The sequence below is a fragment of the Paenibacillus sophorae genome (assembly GCF_018966525.1).
Classification (GTDB): Bacteria; Bacillota; Bacilli; order Paenibacillales; family Paenibacillaceae; genus Paenibacillus_AQ; species Paenibacillus_AQ sophorae.
Genome location: NZ_CP076607.1, coordinates 4,520,832 through 4,543,865 on the forward strand (window position 1 = coordinate 4,520,832; position 23,034 = coordinate 4,543,865).

At 54.5% G+C, this 23,034-nt stretch carries 16 protein-coding genes; all 16 read right to left on the reverse strand.

Translation table 11 applies throughout. The features are described from left to right. Window positions 1–46: 46 nt before the first annotated feature. The 16 genes from parE to KP014_RS21990 all read right to left on the reverse strand — a co-directional run bounded on the left by parE (window position 47) and on the right by KP014_RS21990 (window position 22,951). Window positions 47–2,029 (reverse strand): DNA topoisomerase IV subunit B, encoded by a 1,983-nt coding sequence (gene parE / locus KP014_RS21915; protein WP_036594227.1) that lies wholly within the window; start codon window positions 2,027–2,029, stop codon window positions 47–49. A gap of 65 nt (window positions 2,030–2,094) precedes the next feature. Next, the gene (locus KP014_RS21920) at window positions 2,095–3,084 is read right to left on the reverse strand and encodes an ABC transporter permease (RefSeq protein ID WP_036594226.1); all 990 of its coding nucleotides are present in this window, start codon (window positions 3,082–3,084) and stop codon (window positions 2,095–2,097) included. Further along, a complete protein-coding gene (locus tag KP014_RS21925; RefSeq protein WP_051499915.1) occupies window positions 3,077–4,060 on the reverse strand; it encodes an ABC transporter ATP-binding protein in 984 nt (327 codons plus the stop codon). Before KP014_RS21925 ends, KP014_RS21920 begins: the two co-directional genes overlap by 8 nt. A gap of 18 nt (window positions 4,061–4,078) precedes the next feature. Continuing rightward, entirely contained in the window at window positions 4,079–5,002 is a 924-nt protein-coding gene (locus KP014_RS21930) for a GDSL-type esterase/lipase family protein (RefSeq protein WP_051499919.1), read from the reverse strand. A 162-nt stretch (window positions 5,003–5,164) separates the two neighbouring features. Continuing rightward, window positions 5,165–5,890 (reverse strand): CAP domain-containing protein, encoded by a 726-nt coding sequence (locus KP014_RS21935; RefSeq protein WP_036594225.1) that lies wholly within the window; start codon window positions 5,888–5,890, stop codon window positions 5,165–5,167. Window positions 5,891–6,072: 182 nt separating this feature from the next. Further along, on the reverse strand, window positions 6,073–8,028 hold the full coding sequence (locus tag KP014_RS21940; RefSeq protein ID WP_036594223.1) for a WG repeat-containing protein: 1,956 nt from the start codon (window positions 8,026–8,028) through the stop codon (window positions 6,073–6,075). Between the two features lie 166 nt (window positions 8,029–8,194). After that, window positions 8,195–9,202 (reverse strand): galactose/methyl galactoside ABC transporter permease MglC, encoded by a 1,008-nt coding sequence (gene mglC / locus KP014_RS21945; RefSeq protein WP_090834186.1) that lies wholly within the window; start codon window positions 9,200–9,202, stop codon window positions 8,195–8,197. Window positions 9,203–9,232: 30 nt separating this feature from the next. Continuing rightward, entirely contained in the window at window positions 9,233–10,744 is a 1,512-nt protein-coding gene (locus tag KP014_RS21950; RefSeq protein WP_036596181.1) for a sugar ABC transporter ATP-binding protein, read from the reverse strand. Between the two features lie 138 nt (window positions 10,745–10,882). Further along, window positions 10,883–11,959: a galactose ABC transporter substrate-binding protein gene (locus KP014_RS21955; RefSeq protein WP_036596179.1), complete on the reverse strand. Its 1,077-nt coding sequence runs from the start codon at window positions 11,957–11,959 to the stop codon at window positions 10,883–10,885. A gap of 295 nt (window positions 11,960–12,254) precedes the next feature. After that, a complete protein-coding gene (locus KP014_RS21960) occupies window positions 12,255–12,629 on the reverse strand; it encodes a NifB/NifX family molybdenum-iron cluster-binding protein (RefSeq protein ID WP_036596177.1) in 375 nt (124 codons plus the stop codon). Between the two features lie 128 nt (window positions 12,630–12,757). After that, window positions 12,758–13,780 carry a substrate-binding domain-containing protein gene (locus tag KP014_RS21965; RefSeq protein ID WP_090834185.1) on the reverse strand — a complete coding sequence of 341 codons (1,023 nt, stop codon included), beginning with the start codon at window positions 13,778–13,780 and terminating at the stop codon, window positions 12,758–12,760. After that, the gene (locus tag KP014_RS21970; protein WP_090834184.1) at window positions 13,777–15,603 is read right to left on the reverse strand and encodes a sensor histidine kinase; all 1,827 of its coding nucleotides are present in this window, start codon (window positions 15,601–15,603) and stop codon (window positions 13,777–13,779) included. Before KP014_RS21970 ends, KP014_RS21965 begins: the two co-directional genes overlap by 4 nt. 3 nt (window positions 15,604–15,606) lie before the next feature. Continuing rightward, a complete protein-coding gene (locus tag KP014_RS21975) occupies window positions 15,607–17,250 on the reverse strand; it encodes a response regulator transcription factor (protein ID WP_036604688.1) in 1,644 nt (547 codons plus the stop codon). A gap of 227 nt (window positions 17,251–17,477) precedes the next feature. Then, window positions 17,478–17,939, reverse strand: a complete 462-nt coding sequence (locus tag KP014_RS21980) for a GNAT family N-acetyltransferase (protein WP_036604685.1) — start codon at window positions 17,937–17,939, stop codon at window positions 17,478–17,480. Beyond that, on the reverse strand, window positions 17,929–19,125 hold the full coding sequence (gene purT / locus KP014_RS21985; protein ID WP_036604684.1) for a formate-dependent phosphoribosylglycinamide formyltransferase: 1,197 nt from the start codon (window positions 19,123–19,125) through the stop codon (window positions 17,929–17,931). The genes KP014_RS21980 and purT overlap by 11 nt, the downstream gene beginning before the upstream one ends. 148 nt (window positions 19,126–19,273) lie before the next feature. Then, window positions 19,274–22,951: a dynamin family protein gene (locus KP014_RS21990; RefSeq protein ID WP_090834183.1), complete on the reverse strand. Its 3,678-nt coding sequence runs from the start codon at window positions 22,949–22,951 to the stop codon at window positions 19,274–19,276. Between the last annotated feature and the right edge of the window lie 83 nt (window positions 22,952–23,034).

The window sequence follows — 23,034 nt, forward strand, 5'->3', positions numbered from 1 at the left end:
CTGCTTCGCAAAACGCCAAAACATTTAAACATCGAAATTCTCGTCACTACTCCACAATCTCGGTGAAATCGACATTCTCGACAATCCAGCGCTTACGCGGGTCGACCTTGTCGCCCATCAGCGTAGACACACGGCGCTCCGCCTTGGCGGCATCCTCAATCTGCACCTGAAGCATGGTCCGCGACTCGGGATTCATTGTCGTTTCCCACAGCTGATCGGGGTTCATTTCGCCGAGCCCTTTGTAGCGCTGAAGCTCAAAGTTCTTGCCGAACTCTTTCAAATAGTTCTGAAGCTGCTCATCCGTCCAGGCGTATCTGACCGTTTCCAGCTTGCCCGATTTGCGGGTCAGCTTATACAGCGGAGGCTGGGCGATATATACCTTCCCTGCATCGATCAGCGGCTTCATGTACCGGTAGAAGAACGTCAGCAGCAGCACTTGAATATGCGCGCCGTCGGTATCCGCGTCGGTCATGATGATGATTTTGGAATAATTGCAGTCTTCGACTGCGAAATCCGAGCCTATCCCTGCGCCAATCGCGGAAATGATCGCCCGGTATTCGTCGTTCTTCAGTATTTCCGGCAATTTTGCCTTCTCGGGGTTCATCGGCTTGCCCTTAAGGGGCAGAATCGCCTGAATCTTCGAATCGCGTCCCTGCTTGGCTGAGCCGCCTGCGGAATCGCCTTCCACAATAAACAGCTCGGTGCGGGAAATGTCTTTGGATTGCGCTGGAGACAGCTTGCCGCCCAGGTTCGAGCCTTCGCTGCGCTTTTTGCCGCTGCGTATTTCATCCCGCGCCTTGCGGGCCGCTTCACGCGCTTTGGCCGCTTGGATGGATTTCTTCAGCAGACTCTGCGCCACCTGTGGATTTTCTTCAAGAAAGCGCTGCATATTCTCGGAGACGATAAAATCAACCGCGCTTCGCGCCGAGGCGCTGCCGAGCTGGTCCTTCGTCTGGCCGACGAATTCGACCTCGGACATTTTGATGCTGATTACCGCCATCATGCCCTCCCGCAGGTCGCTGCCATCCAGATTCTTATCTTTCTCTTTCAGCAGCCCCGTGCGCCGGGCGTAATCATTCATGACGCGCGTATACGCCGTCTTAAATCCGGTCTCGTGCGTACCGCCGCTGCGGGTCGGAATCGAGTTTACAAACGAAGCGATCGTTTCGGTGTAGCCGCCGTTATATTGGATCGCCACTTCCACCTCGATTTCGTCCTTCTCTGCACTGAAATGGATGACGTCATGCAGCACATCCTTGCCTTCGTTCAGATAACGAACAAATTCGCTGGCTCCGCCCTCATAATAATACTCGTCCTGGCGTCCGCCCCGTTCGTCCGTCAGCGTGATGCGCAGTCCGGAGTTGAGGAATGCGATCTCCTGAAGCCGTTCAGCAAGCGTATCATAGTTCAGCGAGATGCCGCCCTGGAACACGCGAATATCCGGCTTGAATGAGATCTTCGAGCCGGTTTTGTTCGTATTGCCCAATATCTCAAGACCCGTAACGGGTTCTCCGACATGTTCTTTACCGTCTTTACCGACCCAATATTCAAAACGCTGGCGGTGTATCTTGCCTTCCCGGTAGATCTCAACCTCAAGCCATTCCGACAGAGCGTTCGTCACCGAAGCGCCGACGCCGTGCAGTCCGCCCGATTTCTTGTATCCCGAGCCTCCGAACTTGCCGCCGGCATGCAGGATGGTGAATACGACTTGCGGCGTCGGAACCCCCGTTTTGTGCATGCCTGTCGGAATTCCCCGACCATTGTCGGTGACGGTCACCGAGCCGTCTTTGCGCAGCACGATATCGATTTTCGTGCAATACTTCGCCAGATGCTCATCCACTGCATTATCTACGATTTCCCATACCAAATGGTGCAGTCCCGAGGAACTCGTACTGCCGATATACATGCCGGGCCGTTTGCGAACCGCAACTAGACCTTCAAGCACCTGAATGTCGTCAGCATCGTATCCAGTCCGGTCTGCTGCGCCGTTCTTCGAGACTTCAGCGAACATATCGACCTGTTCGAACATTCATGTTCCCCCTTCTCTTCTCTAATCCCAAAATGCAAACAAATGTTTTGGTTACTTTGTACATTCTAATTCAAAATATCCCTTTTCGTAAAGACGGCGAATGAAATGATTACGGATACTATCCCCCAAATGCCCAGAACCGCAATAGAAAAAGGCAGTGACATCCCTTCAATCGGCGCCGGAGACCCGGACAGATAATTGGTCAGGCCCAGGTTAACCATGAACAGGTACTTGGCCGAAGTCCAAGCCGATGCCATATTGGTTAGGATCGTGCCGGCAATCAACGCAGCCATCATCACGACGATGCTGGCCGCCGTACTGCGGAACAGCACCGAAACCATAAAGGCGAGCAGGGCCACAACTACGCTGACAAACCAGATGAGACCGCACTGCATCAGCATATATTCCCACTGCGGCACCGCATGAACCGCAGACATATCGACCGAGTCGCCGCTTAGCTGGAAGCCGGTGAAGATCGGCGCGTTAAAGCCGCTGTAACCGAAGGCCAGTCCGGAGATAAGGTAGCTTACCAGAAAGGCAGATAAAATAATCAGAGACACAAACATCAGCAGCGCGATCAATTTGCTCATGAGCACCTTCCAGCGCTTGACGGGCCGGGTCAACAGCATTTTAATAGTTCCCGTCGTACGTTCTCCGGATACAATATCGGAAGCAACCGCCATGATCATTAGCGGGATGAACAGTGAAATCGAGTTGTCCAGAAATTCGCGGGTAAAGGTTACGCCGCTCGGTTCGTTCGGATTCACATCATGATCGAGATAATACTGCATCTGCTGTATAAAAATCCGCCGGTACGTCTTCCACTCTTCTGGAATCCGGCTGCTGCTGAGCGAATTTTCGTTATCGGTAATCTGCTGCTGCAATTCCAGCCGCCAATCGGAACTAAACTTCTCCCTGTTTCGTTCAGCCGATCGCATCTGGGCATAAGTGAACATCGGAACAAGCACGACTAGAATAAGCAAAATGACATAGAAGCGTTTCTTCTTGATTATTTTCATACACTCATTGCGGATGAGCGGCAGCAGGCTATTCAATAGTCTCACCCTCCGTCAGTTTCAAGAATAGCTGTTCCAGTGTCGGGTTGATTTTATGCACGGCTCTGACCTCGACTCCTGAGGCGACGAGCGCGGCGACGGTATCCGGCACGGCATCATCATCCATAATCGTCACTGCGGACCCGCTCCTCAGATTCGCAATGACTGTATCATCCAGCGAAAGCTCGGCCGGGTCCGCAAGCCGGATTCCCGCTCTTGATTCCAGCAGGGCGGCGCCCCGTTCGTACGGCTCCAGTTCCCACAACACATAAGGCGAATTGCGGGCGACAAGTTCGCTCACGCCGCCAACGGCCAGCACGCGCCCTCTGCTGATGATAGCGACGCGGTCGCAAAGCAGTTGAATTTCGCTCAACAGATGGCTGGATACGAACACGGCCATTCCCTCATCCGCCAGCCTGCGGATGAATTCCCGCATTTCTTTGATGCCCTTGGGATCGAGACCGTTCGTTGGCTCATCCAGAATGAGCAGCCGCGGGCGTCCGAGAAGCGCCTGTGCGATCCCCAGACGCTGGCGCATGCCGAGTGAGTAAGTTCTCACCTTGTCATGTATACGCTGGTCTAGCCGGACGGTCCGGGCAACCTCGGCGATCCGCTCCTCGTCCACTCCCGGCTGCATGCGGGCGAAATGCTGCAAATTCTCCCAGCCGGTCAAATATGAATAGACTTCAGGATTTTCGACGATGGAGCCGACATACTGCAGCGCCTTCTCGGGCTGTTTGTTGACATTATAGCCGCATACGGTAATGGAACCTTCGCTTGGCCGTATCAAATCGACGAGCATGCGGATCGTTGTCGTCTTTCCTGCCCCGTTCGGACCGAGAAAGCCGAAAATCTCGCCTTCCCGAACGTCAAAAGTAACGTTGTCGATAATCCACTTCCGTCCTATTTTTTTGCGGACGCCGTCAACGGATAAAACGACGGTTCCGGAGTTGCTTTTGTTGTCATGTGCTATCATGCATTCCACCTCTTTCCTCTACCTTACCGCCTGAACAATCCGGTCCGCCATCCGCTGGTACCCATCGCCGTTCGGATGAAAATGGTCGCTGGACAAATATTTGCCGAGATGTCCGTTAAACAAATCGAGCGTCGGAACAAGTGTCATGCCGGTATTGCGGTTGATGATATCCATCGCCGCATTGTTCCAAGATGTGACGGCCTGATTGCCCGGAATAAGCATCTCCCGAAGATCCCCGAAAGGATTGTACAGACCTATATAGTAAATCCGGGCTTGCGGATTGATCTTGGATATCGCGGTTAGAATATCCTCCAGCCGCTTCGAGGCGCCGGGAAGATTTGCAAGCAGCTGTACAGGATTCAGATCCTTTAACGCAGCGTTCTCCGGGGAACCGCTGCCGGGAACCGCAGCGGCACCTTTGCTGCCGCCGGAACCCACTTGAACATCTGGAGACCCAGACGCGGCTTCCCCGCTCGCAGCCGTTCCTCCCTCCGCTTCGTTCAGCATGCGCTGCGCTCCCTGAAACAAATCATTGCCGCCAATCGAAACGAGAATAATATTGGCTTGACGGAGTACGTACTGCACGCCTTCCTCTTTCAGCTTGTCCCGCAGCCCGGCTGTTGTCAGGCCGTTAATGCCGAGGTTCCCGACTAGCTCGGTCTTCGTTCCGTCTGCGGACAAGCCTGCCACGGCCCGCCGCACAAAGCCCTCGCCCGTATTATCCCCCGTACCCTTGGCCAGCGAATCACCGACTGCCGCAACCTTAAGGACGCCTGATTCTTCGGCGGGAGCTGCCGTATTCTGAGGGACCTCTGCGGAGAAACTGGTTCCCCGGGGGGACATAATATCTCTGGCTGCATAAATGAAGCCGATGACCAGCAGCAGCGTGGCTGCAATGGACAGAAGGCTTAAACCCCGCCAGGTCCATTTGAAATCGTTCAAACCTACCCCTCCATCCGTTCGATAATATGTGCTGTATTTAAACATAATTCTTCTATCCTTATTTTGCAAATGTACTGAAACATAGAGAAATATAAGAAAGACCACCCTTCTCCACAGTGGAAGAAAGGCGGTCTCTCGATGTAACCCGGTAACGCGAAGGTATTATTTTCCGATAAACTCTTGAGCCCAGTAGTAATTATCAAAGCCCACTCCGATATAGTTGAAATTTTTGTTCAGTATGTTGGCTTTGTGTCCCGGACTGTTCATCCAGGCCGTCATGACTTCTTCCGGCGTGCGCTGCCCTTTTGCGATATTCTCTCCGGCATAGTTATAAGTAACGCCAAAAGAGCGCATCATATCAAAAGGCGAGCCGTACGTAGGAGACGTATGCGAGAAATAATTGTTGCTCCGCATATCCGTCGCTTTGGCTGCCGCAACCTTGTTCAGGCTGTCAAGCGCAGTCAGCGGCGCAAGACCGGCTTTCGCGCGTTCCTGGTTCACCAAGTCTACTACTTGTTTGACAAATGAGGCTTTGTCAGACTGGGCAGCCTCAGGAGCTTTTTGCACCGGTGGCGCAGGCTGGGCCGCTGGCGGTGCCGCCGGTTTCGCTACAGCCGGCTTTTCCGCCGGCGCTGCTACAGGCTTTGCCGCCGGAGCTGCTACCGGCTTAGCCTCGACCGGCTTGGCAGCATTATCGCCTGTCAAATCTATCGTGATCGCTTTTCCATAATGCTGCTGCAAATATTGTATCAGCTGTTCGTAGCTGATTCCCTCCTTGACCGTCACCTGCGCCGAAGCAGCCTGTGCCTGTGATGGTAAGGATATGCCAAGCGCCATTACCGCCGCTACGCTTCCGCTAAGTAGTGCTTTTACCATGTTGCTCTTCATTCCGCCATCTCCTCTTCTAGTTGTGTCTCTATGCCGTATTAAGAGAATAGCGGCAAAGATTACAAAGTTGTAATATGTTCCTTGGTCATTGTAACATACTACTCACCCGTTATGTGGCGTTAATTTCTGCCAAATTCGGTCTGTCTTTGTAATCTTCCTATCGGTGCTATGAGCCGTTATATTTAGTGAAAAGACCGCCAGAACGCTCCCTCAGTGTTGATGAGGCCCATAATTTCCGCAAAAGGGATACGGAAAGTCGGGAAGCCTGCAGCATAAGGGGCAATCTCATAAGGAGCGAAGTAAAGATAGAGTGCCTCTCCATCGACATAGAACGGCTGGTCGGGAGCTATGCCTTTGAAGGCACCCTCAAATACATAGGAATATTGGGGATCATTTTCGATCTGCCGGGCAACAATTTCGCTGAGCCTATCCGTGTAGTTGATCGCCGGCTTGAACAAATCTTGTAGCTCATAGAATTTGCCGGATCGCAAATCAATGGGCGTAAAAATACGGGTAGGCATTCCATGGGCGGCTCCATAAGGGTAACGGTAACCGTTTAGCTCAAGCTGCAGCAGATTTTTTCGAAAAAAGGAAACGGAAAAATCACCCGTGTAGCTGTAATCCCGCTTATCTTCGGGGATAACCTCATTTACTAGCGAAAGCTCTTTCAGTCTGTCATTGACCCGGGCGGACACGCTTGAATCGGAAAATCCCTGGACATACGGGTAATAGACGAGGTAATTGAAGTCCGGTTTAAACTTCCGCTCTTCCACGGCGTAGGGAAGCCGAAGGGGAATGAGCGTATTTTCCTTCCACACCTGTCTTCCGTTCCGATCATAATAACTGGTGCGCTGATCGACATCCGCTCTGATCAGTCTACCGCTGAATGAAAGGGTGCCCGAGCCCGGAACAACCGGCATCCCAGCGGCGCGGTTCCCGCTTCGGTCGATGAAATAAGTCTCGCGTTCATCATATACGGAGGCGAGACCGTCACTGTAACGGTTCACTCCGCGCAGGGGATGGGTGTTAAGGATCCGGCCGTTTGCAGCATCGGCAATGGTATACGAGGAGCCCCGGAACGGTTCAGCCGGATTCAGGGGCGTACCGAGCGCGACACGGTTCTCCCCGAGCTGCTGCACCTCCTCATAGCGTGCCGGGATGACGAAGTTCCCGTTCTTGTCGATCAAGCCATACGCATTCTGATAGTTCTCCGCCATGTTAACAACTGCCCTTCCTTCCGAAAAAGGCAGCGCCGACGTAAACTGCGGCTTAATTACCGTCTTTCCTTCCTCATCGATGTATCCGTACCTGCCGTTCTCCTCTGCCTGAAAAGCCAGCAAGCCGTCACCCGGATTCCCCACAAAAGGGTGATGGTAGGTGTGCAAAACTTCACCGTTCTTCCCGATCAGCGCAAATTCTTCTACGCGGAGCTTGACCAGCGCCTTTCCATCTTTAAAGTCGGACGCATCTTCGTATTGGGCCGGAATGGCTTCCCGGCCGTCACGGTCCAAATAGCCGTATCTGGAACCTTGACCTTCCACTTGCTTGTAGAACAGCGCACGCCCTTCCTGTAGGGAGTTCAGATAGTCGTATCTGCGTCCCGTTAACGGCTTTCCCTTCTCATCAATTAAAAAATACCCCCTGCTGTCACTCGCGACCGCGCGTCCTTCTTCAAAAGAGCCGATAAACATGTAAACCGGCTTAACCACTTCTTTTCCCGCCATGTTGATCAAGCCGCTGTGATCCTTAATCGAAATGACGGCAAGACCGTTCTCCTGGAATTCTTCGGCATAGTCGAAGCGGGGTTCAATGGCCGTTCGGCCGTTGTCGCCAATGTATCCCCAGAGCACCCCTTCCTTAAGCCTGAACGGCGCCGGGTGAAGGGAAGTAGCCCGCAATTCGGCTCCGCCTTGAAATTCATCCTCTTCAGTCACATCCGCATCCCCGCTGTGGATATCGATTCGGTACCAGCCGGGTTCAGACGGCACAACGGCATAGGCAATCTCCGGGTTCCGGGTATCCTGCACCGGCTGGGAAATACGCTCGTTCCATCCGCTGCCGTCCCATTTCCAAACTTCCGCCGTCCTCCATGCATCCTTCTTTGCTCCTCGCGTATCTCGCAAGTCGATTTTCAACATGTTCCGCTCCCCCTGACATAAGGCGTTTGCCCATAGAATATGGAATAACCGCCCATTTTGTGAGGGCTGACGACGAAAAGCCGCTCCGGGCGGCGAAAAAAATTCCGACGGCCCGGAAAGCGGCTTGGATTCATGATATTGGGTTATTGTTTTATGAATTGCCAGCTTATTTCTTCGCGGCGTATTTCCGCATGTCGAAGGCAACCGCGGCCACGATGATGAGGCCTTTGATAATGAGCTGCCAGTAAGGGCTGACGCCGATAAAGGTCAGGCCATAGTTGATCAGGGTGAAAATGACTACGCCGACCAATACCCCCGGCACTGTGCCGATGCCGCCTGTGGTGGATACGCCGCCGACAACGCAGGCAGCGATAGCGTCAAGTTCGTACATGTTGCCATAGTTGTTCGTTGCGCCGCCCGTTCTGGCGGCTTCCAGCACGCCTGCAAGACCGTACAGGGCGCCGGCGATAGCGTAGATATAAATCAGGTTCTTGGAAACATTGATACCGGATACTTTAGCGGCCTGTATATTGCCGCCGATGGCGTACATGTTTTTGCCGAGCTTCGTTTTGTTGAAGACGACCCAGACTATGATCGCTACGATAATGGCGATAATGACAATATACGGGATGGAATACTGTCCCTTGCCGATAAAGCCGGAGCCTATATTGGTGAAATCGGGACGCAAGCCGCCGATCGGCTGGGATTGGTTCGGTTTCATATCAAAGTACAACGAGTTGATACCGTATACCATAACCATCGTGCCGAGCGTCGCGATAAAAGGCGGAACATTGAGCTTGGAAACAATCAAGCCGTTGATCAGACCGCACAACAGACCGGCCAGAATGGCGATGACAATCGGAACGATCAGCCACATTTGAGGCAGATCCGGGAAGAAACGGCGCGAATAATCCGGGATTTGGAGCATCGAGGCAGAGATAACCGCCGTTAGGCCCACGACCCGGCCTGCGGACAAGTCCGTGCCGGCCGTGATCAGAATAAAGGCAACACCCAAGGCAATAATCACCCGTGTGGACGATTGAATCAGAATATCGCGAAGCGTATTGACCGACATGAAGCTCGGCTCGTAAACGGCGATACCGAGAATCAGGATAACGAGTACGAGATAGATGGCATTTTGGGTAATAAAGCTTTGCGCTTTTTTGGCATTCATTAGATTTTCCTCCTCATAGATGGTCCTGAATCAATGCTGGGCGGCCAGGCGCATCACTTCGGTTTCCGTTGCGGCGGCGCCGTCCAGTATGCCGGTCAGCCTGCCCTCCGACATCACCATGACACGGTCCGACATTCCAAGCAGCTCGGGCATTTCGGAGGAAATCATAATGATGCTCTTTCCCGACTTCGCCAGATCGGCGATAATGGTGTAAATTTCGAATTTGGCCCCGACATCAATCCCGCGCGTCGGTTCGTCCAGCAGAAGGATCTCCGGCTCGGTAAGCAGCCATCTGGCCAGCAGCACTTTTTGCTGATTGCCCCCCGACAGATTCATAATCTGCGTTTTCGTGGTCGGCGTTTTCGTGCGGAGCTTTTCGATCATCTTGTCCACTTCCGCTTTTTTCTTCTTCCCGTTCAGCAGCAGGTACAGTTTCTGATAACGGTCCAGATTGGCGATGGCGCCGTTCTCATGCACGGACAACACCGGGAAAATGCCGGTAACACGCCGTTCCTCCGTCAGCAGGGCAAGACCGTATTTTTTCGCATCCTGCGGAGAATGGATCTTAACCGGTCTGCCTCCGATGGAGATGGTTCCGGACTTAAGCGCACGCAAACCGAACAGCGCTTCGACAACCTCGGTTCGCTGCGCTCCCACCAGACCGCCTACGCCAAGAATTTCCCCTCTCTTAAGCTCGAAGGAGACATCCTTGAACGATCTCGGGTCCGTGGAAGTAAGTCCTTCGGCCTTCAAAAATACTTCGCCCGCAACGTTGAAGCGTTCGGGAAAACGGTTGGTTAGGTCGCGCCCGACCATCCGGGAAATAATCAGATCGGTCGTCATTTCCTCCGCCGGCCAGGTGCCGATTTTTTTGCCGTCGCGCATGATCGTAACCTCGTCTGAGATTTCCAGGATCTCTTCCATTTTGTGGGATATATAAATAATGGCAACGCCTCTTTGTCTAAGGTCCCGGATAATCCGGAACAAATGCTGCACTTCCACGCTTGTCAGGGAAGACGTCGGTTCGTCCATAACAATGACGCGGGAGTTGAAAGAGACGGCTTTCGCGATTTCGATGGATTGGATTTTGGATACGGATAACTTTCCTACCAAGGTTTCCGGATGCAGATCGATATCCAGATCCTTGAACAGCTTTTCTGTATCCGTATACATTTTTTTGTGGTCAATGAATTGAAGCGGGCCCAGCCCTTTGGTCGGGAAGCGTCCCAGCCAAATATTTTCCATAACGCTGCGGTGCGGCACCGGGTGCAGCTCCTGATGAATCATCGAAATACCGTTGTTAAGCGCATCGTTCGAATTGTGGATGACCGTCTTCTGACCGTCCAGAAAAATCTCGCCTCCGTCCGGCGAGTAAATGCCGAATAGGCATTTCATCAGTGTGGATTTGCCGGCCCCGTTCTCGCCCATCAGGGCATGAACGCTGCCTGGTCTGACCTTAAGGTTCACGCCGTCCAGCGCCTTGACGCCAGGAAATTCCTTGGTGATATTGTTCATCTCCAGCAAAAATTCGTTTTGAGCCATAGTCTTACGCCCCCTACGTTTTTTTCTTTTCCAAGAGAGGCACAGTGGTTCCATCCTGCTTCCTGCCCGAAAGGAATACCGGAGAGCGGCGGTCCGCTCCCCGACTTGCAATCTGCCTATGCCCTAGCCGCAAAAGGCTTATTTAACTTCAGACGCGTTGTCTTTCGTGATCTTTTTGTAGGAGATCCATACATACTGGTTGTCGGAAATGTCGAAGCCCACATTATCCTTGGTCGGAGTTTCACCACCGGCCAGCAGAGCGGCCAGAGTGATTGCGGCCTTGCCTTGGCTCTTCGCATCGTTAAGCACGGTTCCGAGCATCGTTCCTTCTCCCAGCGCCTGCACGGCAGGAGCGGTAGCGTCAACGCCTACAACCGGCATGAATTTGTCGCCGCTGAAGTAGCCCGCGGCTTTCAAAGCTTCGATCGCGCCAAGCGCCATATCGTCGTTGTTGGCCAGTACGGCTTCAATCTTGTCGCCATGCGAGCCGAGGAATGCGGCCATTTTCTCTTGGCCTTTTACGCGGTCCCACATTGCGGTATCTTCGGCCAGCTTCTCAACCTTGATGCCGGCGTCTTCAATTGCTTGAATCGAATACTTCGTGCGCAGCTCGGCGTCTTGGTGTCCCGGTTCGCCTTTGAGCATCACATACTGCAGCACGCCGTCTTTGTTCTTGTCGGCTTCCGGATGAGCTGTCCAGTAGTCGACGATAAGCTGGCCTTCAAGTGTTCCGGACTCCTCCGCTTTGGCGCCTACATAGTAGACCTTATCCCACTTCTTCATATCTTCAGGAAGCGGTTCACGGTTCAGGAACACGACCGGAGTGTTGGCCGCTTTCGCTTTATCGATAATGACGCCCGCCGCCGTCCGGTCGACCGGGTTGATCAGCATGCCGCTGTATTTCTTCGTAAGGAACAGATCGACCTTATCGTTCTGTGTAGGCTGGGAGTTCTGGCTGTCCACGATATCCACCTCGGCGATGCCTTTGGCTGATTCCTCGATCGCGTTGCGGACGCCCGTCATAAAGGTGTCGTCGAATTTATAAATGGCTACGCCGACTTTAGGCGTTGTGGCCGAATCGCCGCCATTTGCGGAAGTGCCGGAATTCGTTGCCGCCGCGCTGCCGGAGTTTCCCGAATTATTATTGCCACCGCAGCCAGCCAGGGCAGCACCGAGTAATGCGCTTGCGAGTAATACGGAAGTAATTTTTTTCATGGAAATTTGACCTCCTGGTTTATTATCTTTTTTGCTCCTTGCCCCGTCGCTCCCGGGCACATTCTTATTATGCAGGAAATGTAAGCGCTTGCGAATATAAAATACTCCTCTGTTTTAGCAAAATTCTCATATGAAATTCCTAAGCTTGTCCTCCTTACGCATACAAAAAACGGCTTTTTCAGGGGTAATTGTACGGGTGGAGCGGACTTTTACGCAAAAAAAGGTTTGGGCAGACTCTTGCGTCCGCCCAAACCTATCTCTGTCCGCCGCCCTGTACGTCTGCGGCTGCCTTACGTTATTCCGCCTGATCGCGGTCCAGAAACGTCCGGTTCTTCCGTTTGCTCTCGAACGCGATCAGCTTGCCCAGCGCGTCATCGACCGTCCCCCTGCTGGAATACACCGTAATTCCGAGCTGCTTCAGCCTTTGCTGCGCACCCGTTCCGATCTGAAGCACAAGCACCTTGCTGCAGTCCTTCAGCATATCGACCGTCCGGCTGAGTTCATCGGTGTGATGCTCTCCCTCCGCCCGCGTTGTTACGTTGTCGCGGACTTCCAGCAGCGCCCATTTCCCTTCATCGCTGACTTCATAGATATAAAACCGCTCGCTTCTTCCGAAATGCTGATCGACAAGCTCCCCGTCGCTGCTTCCTACCGCCAGTTTGTAAGACATTCTGTATTCTCCTTCCTAATTTGCCGCCTGCCGGCCTTCCATGGAAACTCCGCACGGCATACAGCCGCTTTGATGCGGAACTGCGTAGCGAAATTCTAGCATGAAAGCTGCAAATCTATCAATGAAATTTACCGCACGAACGGGAACAGCAGCTTTTGATTTTCCGGCCACAGCATATTACCCAGATCAATCAGCTTCGTACCCGTATCGACTCGCTCCGGCACCTTAATGCCCTGAAGGATTTCCACTGCATTCTTGACCGCCAGATAACCGTTGCTGAACGGGTTCTGGATAACGGCGGCCTGCACAATACCTTCCTGAATCTGCTCCATCATGGCAGGGGAACTGTCGAAAGCGACCATCTGGATGCTGCGGAGACCGCGCTCTTGAAGCACTGTCGCAGCTCCCTGCGACGCCGTCTCGTTCAATGCCGCGATGCCGCGCAGGTTCGGATGCCTCAACAGCATCAGCCGTGTAAGCTCTTCGGCTTCCGCCGTAACAGAGGGCGTATAGGAAATGTCCACCACATGCACGGACGGGTAACGGGCTACGTAATCCAAAAATCCCTTTTCCCGCTCGTCGGCGTCCCGCGCTCCGTAATCGAAGTCGCTCTCCGATCCGCTCGCTTGCTTATCCGAAGTGTTCGTAAAGTTCAGAATGCCAATGTCGCCGGAGCCGTTCAGCAGCTGAACGAGCCGTTCGGCGGATTTCTGACCCGCTTGGTAGCCGTTGGAGCCGATATTAGCCGTCACCCTGGCCGATCCGACCTCGGCGTCGACGGAAATGACCGGAATCCGGTTATAGGCCGCTTTGTCGACAACCTGGGCCAGACCCATATAGCTGCTTGCCGCCAGAATGATTACGTCCGCCTGCTCCTTGATGGAATCTTCGACCATGGCGATCTGCTCCTTCACATCGCTCTCCGAATCGGGGGCCTTGAAGGTCAGCTTCACGTTGAATTCCTTGGCGGCGGCCTCCGCACCCATTTTAACCGTGTTCCAGTACTCGCCCTTGTTCATTTTCACGATCATGTGAATATTGCGGTTCTTGTCGATGGCGATGTGCGGCGGGGACGATCCCAAACAGGAGGACAACGCCGCCGCCATAAGGATGTAGAGAAACAAAGTCAGCCATACCCGTATCCTTTTCATAGGGATTTCGCCCCCTCCTTCGCCGTTTCACCATCGTCTCCATCATGAGCCGGAAAAGTAACCGTAACCGTAGTGCCTTCTTCAAGCTCGCTCTCGAAAGATAGCCCGTACTCACGCCCATAGTACAAGCGGATTCGCTCATGCACATTGCGTACGCCGACGCCAGACCCGCCCCCGATTTTTACGCCGCCCTTTAAAATATTTTTCAGCGTGTCCCCGCTCATTCCGAGACCGTTGTCGCTGACCGTAATCACGACCAGACCGTTCCGCAGCTCAGCCGAGATTTCAATCAACCCCTCATCGGGCATCATTTCGATGCCGTGATACAGCGCATTCTCGACTATCGGCTGGAGAATCAGCTTGACCGTGAGGCAATTCAGCACTTCCGGCTGCGCCTTAATCTCGTAACGGAATTTATTTTTGAACCGGAAGCTTTGGATGACAAGATAATGGCGGATATGATCGAGCTCCTCCCGGAGCGTAATAATATTCCTTCCCTTGCTGAGACTGATGCGAAAAAACTTGGAGAGCGACTGGATCATTGTCACAACCTCCTCATTCTTGCCGCGTTCGGCCAACCGAATGACGGAATTAAGCGTATTGTACAAAAAATGCGGATTAATCTGGGATTGCAGCACTTCCAGTTCGCCCTTACGCTTCGTTTCCTGCTCGTAAATAATCTGGTCCATCAATTTGCGGATGTGCTGGAGCATCAGATTGAACCGTTTGGACAGCTGCTCCACCTCGTAAGGGCCGCGGACGTTGATCGAGGTATTCAAATCCCCCTCCACAACCTGCTGAACAGTTCGCTCCAGCTTGGAGATCGGGCGGGCAATTTTGGCGGACAGCAGCACAGATACCACGATGACGCATAGGATGGATAGTGGGAGGAACAGCATCATGAATTGATTGAGATCCCGTTTGGTCGTCACAATCTCGTCATAATAGGCGACGCCGACGATTTTCCAGCCGGTCTGATTCAGCGTGCGCACGGTGATGAACCGCTTCTCTCCCGTGGATTCGTCAAGATAGCTGCGGTAGGCGTACTCCAGCACCGGCTCCACATTTTCATATTTCAGCCCGGCGTAAATGAGCTGCTGCTGCGGATGGTAGACGATATTCCCTAGAGAGTCCAAAATATAGGCATATCCTCTTTTTCCCAGCTTGACCTGCTTGCTCAGCTCGTCGATGGTGCGAAAATTGAAGTCGACAAGCAATATCCCTTTTTTTCTTGTTCCATGGTCTGTGTAAGCGATCATTTTGCTCATGGATACCACCCAGGTGTAACGCTTCTTGAATAAATTCTGGACATGCGGCTGGGAAAAAGATATCTCTCCCGTCTTCCCGGGGGCGGTAAACCAGCTTTGCTCTCCCATCCGGGTGTTGCGCCTCATCGGCGCGGACGGAACGTCCAGCACCAGACTGCCGCCCGGCGTGAAGACGGCAAAGGATACCAAATCCTCCCGCGATTCGAGCAAAGTGGACAGGCTTTCATGCAGCATCGGGGAATCAATGGACGCATTCTGCTCAATCTGTGTCTCCGCTTTCTCATAAATATTTCGCATGCCGTTCACGTACAGCCCCAGGTTGTAATTGACCTGCTCAATGATCTGCTGCATATTCAGGCTCGCATTCTCCTCTGCCGTCTTCGCGAACTTGTTGTACAGCGCAAAGCTGACGATAACCGTTACAAGCACGGCGATCGAAGTCAGGGTTACCGTCAGAATCACCTGAATGCTGGCAAGCTTGGAGGTGAATTTGCCCCTGCGTTTGCCGCGCCCCTGCGGACGAAATGGAAAGAGATTAGCCCGCTCTTTGGGCATGGATTACCCCCCTCTGGCGCCATTCTTGTATTCTTTAGGCGACTGGCCGAATTTCTTCCGGAAGCAGAAGCTGAAATAGTTCGGATCGGCAAAGCCGATTTTTTCCGCGATTTCAAAAGCCTTTAGCTCTGTCGTACGCAGCAGCTCCTTGGCCGCTTCAAGCCGGATTAGCAGCAGATAGTTCACGAACGTCATTTTAGTTTCTCTTTTGAAAATACTGCTGAAATACCCGGTGCTGATATGCAAATGCCGGCACACCTTTCCGATGGAAATATCGGTTTCCTGGTAATGGCTCTTGATAAAATTCTTCGCCTGCTCAACCAGATGCTTGTAGCTGGACTGCCGCTCCAGAGCGATATGGTTCATCAGCCGGGTGCAGATATCGATAATCCACTGCTTCGCTTCCTCCATATTGTTGAATTTGTTCATATCCGTCAGGGACATGATGCCAGAGCCGAACAGCTCGTTCGTCTCACCTCCGGACTCTTTGGCCATCCGCAAAATAGAGGTGATGATCTCCAGCAGAAAAATGCGGTATTCGTTCGCGGTCACCTGACTTCCGTCAAGCGTTCCGAACAATTCATTGATGATCTCCGTCAGCTCCTGTACGGTACCCAGCTTGACGGTCCGGATAAGCGACTGCTCGGTCAATTCGTCATAGACGGGCAGGCGGCTGGTACGTGACTCGACGTCTTCAATCCAGATCACCCGGTTGTTCCCGAGGATAAGCCGGTAATCCAGCGCCTGAAGCGCATCCGCGAACGAGTGGAACAGCATCTCCGGCGTCCGGCAGACCGTTCCCGCGCCGATGGTGACGGTCAGCTTCAAAAAGCGCTGCACGTTCTGGCGGATTTCCTCCAGAATGGCCAGAGTCCTGCCGGTAATCTCGCTTTCATCCGTTCCCGTACGGGAAGACAGCATGACCAGATCGTCGCGGTGGATAAACACTCTGCCGAAGCCGTGCTTTCCGCAGATTTCTTCGGCAATGTTAAGTACGGCGAACAGCTGGAGATTGCGGTCGCCGGTATCGCGCAGGGAGACCGGATGATTTGGGTCCGAAGCTTCCGGTTCGCGAATATAGTCCAGACTGATAACGGAAGGCTGAAACCAGTCTCCGGAGAGAGAAATGCCGTACTCTCTGCTCTTCACCGCAATCTCTTCCGGCCGAAGTCTGCGCGACACGAGCGAGGAAAGAAACTGTTCACGCAGTACCGGCAGACTTTTGCGGTAATGTTCGCTGAGCACATGAATGTTTTCCTTTTCGGAGATTTCCGAATCAAGGGTTCCCTTGACCTTCAGCAGCACATCGATCAGTTCCTGAGAAGAGAACGGTTTCAAAATATATTCATCAATTTGCAGCTTAATGGCACGCTGCGCATACTCGAATTCGTCATATCCCGTCAAAATAATGATTTTGGTGCCCGGGTAACGGCTGCGGGTATATTCAGCCAGCTGCAGTCCGTTCATAAACGGCATCTGAATATCAGTGACGACAACGTCGGGCAGCAACCGGTCGATGAGGTCCGCCGCTTCTTTGCCGTTCTCCGCCTGGTCCACTACCTCAAAGCCGTAGCGTTCCCAGTCGATCTGCCCGATAATCCCCTCTCTGACATCCTCTTCATCTTCAGCCAAAATCAATTTGTACAAAATCATAATCCTCCTCATAAACGTCAAAGTATGCGCTTTCATTTTTATTGTAAGGCTGACGAGTCCATAATTCAAACAGCAATCCTCCGCCGGATGTTTAAATGAAAATATTGTATTGGACGGAAAGATCCTTTTAGCTTTTGCTGTCTCTCAAAAAAAAACCACCCCTGCTGAAACCGGGATGGGGATGGATGCTCGGTAAAGTATACGTTATGCTGCAAAAAGATTTATAACAGCGATTTGCAAAAGCGATAACCGTTCTGTTCGAATCCAAGATGGCGGTAAAAAGCGTGTGCCGGCGCTCGTTCGACGCGATTGCCGCTGCTAAGGAAAATCTGCTTGCATTGACGGCCGCGCGCCCAATCTTCTCCGGCGGCTATCAGCCGTTTGCCAAGCCCGCTTCTTCTGAGAGACTCCTCGACAATAATGGCGGTAAGCTCGGCGACGGATTCCTGCTCCTTGCAATAGGAGATAACCTGACGGAGTTCAATCATTCCGACCGTTTGACCGTTCACTTCAGCGACGAGCGTGCAGTAGGCCGGATCATTCTCCACGGCCTCCAGTCTCTCTTTCATCACATTAAGGGTTGTCGGATAGCCGAATCCTCTCAGCAGTGCCGTAATTGTCCCCAGATCGTTCAGATCGATGTTGCGAATCTGCAGTACCGGTGCCTGAGTACTACTGTTCATCCTTGCATACCTCCACTTTTAGCAGTGACGCCGCCTCTTTGGCTGTCGCCCGCGCTTTTTCCACATTATCGGCCGCACTCAGCGCGACCGCCATCCGCCGTCCCGGGCGGACCTCCGGTTTGCCGAATACACGGACCTGCGTACGGGGAAGCCGCAGCGCTTCATCCAGTCCGGTAACGGCATAAGCCTGTCCGACAGCATCTTTCCCCGCTTTGAGCGTCGCCGACGCTCCCGGTGACAACAATTCCACCGGCTCAAGCGGGAAACCGAGAACTGCTCTGACATGCAGAGCAAACTCCGATAAATCCTGTGTAACCATCGTCACCATTCCGGTGTCATGCGGTCTCGGGCTTACTTCACTAAACAGAACGCCTTCCCGCGTCAGGAACAGCTCAACGCCAAAGATGCCGTAACCTCCGAGCTCGTCCGTTACGTTACGCGCGATTCTCTGCGCCTGGGCGAGCTGTTCTTCCGTCATTTCATGCGGCTGCCAGGATTCCACATAGTCCCCATCCTTCTGGATATGCCCGATCGGCGGACAGAACACCGTCCCGGAGGAGGAGCGAACGGTCAACAGCGTAATCTCGCTCTCGAAGACGACGAAAGATTCCACAATGACCCGCGTTCCTTTGGCTCTGGCTCCCTCAAGAGCCGTGTTCCAGCAGCTGTCCACATCCTCGGGTTTCCGGCAGACACTCTGTCCTTTGCCGGAGGAGCTCATAATCGGCTTGATCACGCACGGTGTTCCAAGTTCCTGCACCGCCTGCCGGAGCTCTTCAAGACTATCCGCGAACCGGTAATCGGCCGTAGGAAAACCAAGCTTCTCCGCGGCGAGCCGGCGGATGCCTTCCCGATCCATGGTCAGCTTGGTTGCGCGCGCGGTCGGCACGACACAAAACCCTTCTTCTTCCAATTCCAAAAGAGCGTCCGTGGCAATGGCTTCAATCTCCGGAACGATAACATCGGGTTTCTCGGAGCGGATAAGCTCCTTAAGCGCTTCTCCATCCAGCATATCAAGCACAAAGGAACGGTGGGCAACCCCCATCGCGGGAGCGCCGTCGTAACGGTCTACGGCTACCGTCTCTATGCCCAACCTCTGGGCTTCAATGATCACTTCCTTGCCCAATTCTCCGCTGCCCAGCAGCAGCAGCTTGCGGCTGTAAGCAGAATAGGGAGATCCCCACATGTCGGTATTCAACCTCTTTCGGCAAAATCCGCTCCTTCCTGCAATTTCCATGCAAAAAGCAGCAGTTTCTCTGCAAATTTTCAGGCTTCTTTATTTTCTTCCAAGACGCGGCAGATTGCAAGTATTCTTCGACAATTTCCTGCAAACTTCACACTTTAATTTTTATGAGGTCGCCAAAAGCGGTTTCATGGTCACGCAGACTGCGGATGAGCCGGCTCCAGCGCCCAGCCGAATCACCCCCTTCCCGCATTGCGGACATTGCCAGATCCTTCTCTTCCAGCATCTCCCTCAGCGCTTCGGACGCTCTAGCCAGTACCTGTAGCGTTAGCGATTCGTAATGATCAAGCAGAAGCTTCTCCCGCTTCGATGCAGCCGAGGCCAGCGCTTCCTTAAGCTGCGGCTCCACCGCGTTCCTTAACGCGTCCCGCCCGCCGCCTTCAAAGAAGTGCTTCGGCGATTTGAACAGCCCCCACAATCTTCCCCAATCCGCAGGAGGCAAATCGCCTTCGAGGCCTTCTGGCGCCGGCCAGGCGTTATCCTCCGCCACCCCGGAAGACGGCAGTTCATGGGGGAGGCCAAGCTCCAAAGCCGCAGCCACAGCAGCCTCGCGGACCAGCCGGCGGCCGGCGGCCGTGAGCCGAAGCGTCGTTGCCCACAGCTCACCTTCCAGTTCCCGGCCCGCAGTACGCCACAATTCACGTCCGCAGGCGGCGAAGATATCCTTCAGACCGCCGCCATCGTCACGCAGCAGCGATGGATGGAAGGATTCCTGGAACATCCGGCCAAACGAGAACCCGAGCCTCTGATGCACATGGTACAGCAGATCTCCTCCCTCGCGGCGCAGGTCACGCGCGGGACGCTCTTCGGTTTCCAACTGTGCAAGCCTTATGTCCGCTGCGCGGCGGTGTACTTCCATGCGGCGGATCTCATCCTCCCGCTCCGATTCGGCTTTAAGCGCCATGTCCAGCCATTCCTCTGCCTGGCGGCGGACGGATGCGAGACTGTCCATCGCCGCCTTCAGCGATAGAGCAGGCAATTCTTCACCGGCGAATCGCCACAGCGCCGCCTCAAACGCGGCAAACCGGGAAGCTTCATAGAACGGGCGATCTCCCCCCGTCTTGCCCTCCAGCGCCTGCAGGCTGGAGAGTGCGAAAATACGTGGGTTCGTCAGCCCCGCAGAGCGCAGGTTGCCGGCGACATGCTCCTTGACTTCCGCCAACTCAGCCTCATCCGATGCAAGGTCGGAGGCGTTGACGATGACAAACATTTTGTCCAACGCACCGCTCTCCCTGATCCGGCCGAGCTGCGACAGCAACTGGCGGTCGGCCTTGGAAAAAGCGTGATTGTAGTAGGTAACGAAACAAATCGCGTCCGCTTCCTTCATATAGGAGAAGGTGACGCCGGTGTGCCGGGCGTGCAGGGAATCGGCCCCAGGCGTGTCGACCAACACAATTCCGCTTTCCGTCAGCGGGCAGGCGTAGTACAGGTCGATACCCCTCACAAAGCAGGCCCGGCTCTCTTCAGCGACCAGCTTGCGGTACTCATCAAGCTCTACCGTCCGTACTGTTCCCAGAAGAGGTCCCGCCTCGTTCCAACCTCTTGCCGCCGCCCTCAGAAATCCGGCATGCGGCAGCGCCGACGGGTGCAAGCCCCGTGCGGGCAGCTCAGACACCGCGTCCGCCCAAGCTCCGGGCGACGGTTCTCCGAGCTGAAGCACTCCGAAGGAATGGCGTATATCGTCCCATACCTCTTCATGGTTCTTCATGGTCACTTCGGCCGTGGCATGCCGGAACGGTCCTGCCGGCGCCAGGATACGGTTTACCGCTGCCGTGGCGGGATGGGGAGACACGGGCAGCACCTCTTCGCCAAGCAGCGCATTGGCGAAGGAGGATTTGCCGGCGCTGAATGCTCCGAATAGCGCCAGTGTGAACCGGCCGCCGGCGAGGTCCGCCGCGCGCGCCGTCAGGCTGCGCGCCGCCGACCCCATCGCCGGCTCGCCGCTCAGCAGCGAAGCCGCGCCCGCCAGCAGCTGCGCGGCTTCGCCCAGCCGGCGGCGTCCCAACGCCGGCGTAGGACCGGCCGCGGCGCCCTGCGCGGCCGGTCCTGCGTCCGCCAAGCGAAGCGGCGGACGCTCCTGCGGGGCGGCCCCGGAACGGGCCGCCCGCGGGAGGGCGCTCACCTCCGGCAGGAGGCCGGGGGTGAGCGCATGTCGCGGCGGCAGCAGCGCCGCGAGTTCGGCCGCGCGGGCTTCGTACGCGCGGGTAAGGGCCGCCAGCGCGGCGGCGGCATGCGCCTGCCGGGCGCAGGCGGCCTTGCGGCGCGCAAGCTGCGCGCGCCGCTCTTCGAGGAGCGGCGGCAGCTTCGCCAGCAGCCCGTCGGCTGCGCCGAGGGCGGCGCGGCGGTAGCCGCTCCGGATCTCCGCCGCCAGGACGCGGCAGAATTGAAGCAGCGCCTCGCCCTCCACGGGCGTTCCCGGCTTCACCGCTTCCGCCAGCCACTGCGCTCCCGTCTGCGGAAAGGCGTTCTTAAGCTCCACCTCATCGGCATCGCTCCACAGCTCCAGTTCCCCGCCCCATGAGCGCAAGAGCGAGAGCACATGCCCTTCAAGCTGCGCCGATACCTGTCGTTCCAGAGAATCTGCCAGCAGGGATAACCGGCTTGACCGTTCCCTCTCCCGCTTGGCCGCCGTAGTCAGCAGCCCTGTCCGGAAGCCCGGCTTAAGGCTGTCGGCGTAGCGGCTTACCGCTTCCCGGATATCAGCGGGCATCAGGTTCGCATTGCTGAGAAGACCGTCCAGACTGGCGCGAAGCTTATGCCGTGCACGTTCAGGCAGCGTTTCCAGGTCCTTCTCTTTTTCTGCCGTGTCGGCCAGCTCTCGTTCCAGATTTACGGGATCTTCACCGCCCAGTTCTTCCAGCAGCGATTCTCTTTCCTCCCGCTGTCCTTCACGCAGCGAGGACAAGTAAGCCTCGGCCGTATGCTCGATCGAGCCGGACAGACTGTATTCCAGAAGCGCTTCCTTCCGTTCCAGCAGTTCTGTAATCAGGCGGGGAAGGATTTCCAGGCCGCTCAGAGGATGTTCTTTTTCTTTCAGCGAAGTAAACAGCAGGCCGGAAAACTTCACGCCCCAATCATGGAAAGCGCTTTCCACTTGCTTTCGGTAATCCTCTATGCTTATCTCCTGTTCCCGATGCTTGTCGATCTGGTTGATGATCAGATACAGCGGCTTGCCCCAATCGCTCAAATTTTTGGCGAACGCGAGATTAATCTCGGATTGCACATGATTGTAATCCATAATGTAGAATACGATATCCGCCAGATGCAGCGCCGAATGGGTTGCGCTTTGATGCCCTTCCTCCGTGGAATCCACCCCAGGCGTATCCATGAGCACGCCATGCAGCCCCAGAAGCGGCACATCCTCCCACACCTCGATTGCGGTGTAATCGTTTCCAAGGCGGCAGTATTCCCGGAGCTGCTTCGCCGACGCTTCAATAGATTCTCCCAAGCGGGTTTCGCCATTCCCTCTATAGATCAGCGTTCGCGGGGTTCCACGGCGAATCGAGACGGCATTGGCGCTCGTAGGCAGCGGTCCCGAAGGAAGAATGTCTATTCCGCATAGAGCGTTGATCATGCTTGATTTTCCTGCCGAAAAATGGCCGCAAAAGGCGAAGACCAGCTCTCCGGACTTCTCTTTTTCGAGTAAATCCGCGAAAATACGACCTGTATCTCTGTCTCCTTGCAGCTCTGCCCATTCTGAGAGCCTTGCCAGATTCCATTTTGACGCTCTATTCACATTGCTGTATATTCTCTCCCGCTCCGCACCCATATGTTATTCACCTCTGCCGCCATGTAATGGTCATCCGTCAGTCATGCCAGTCGGTATCCGGTTAGTATTTTTACAAGAACAGA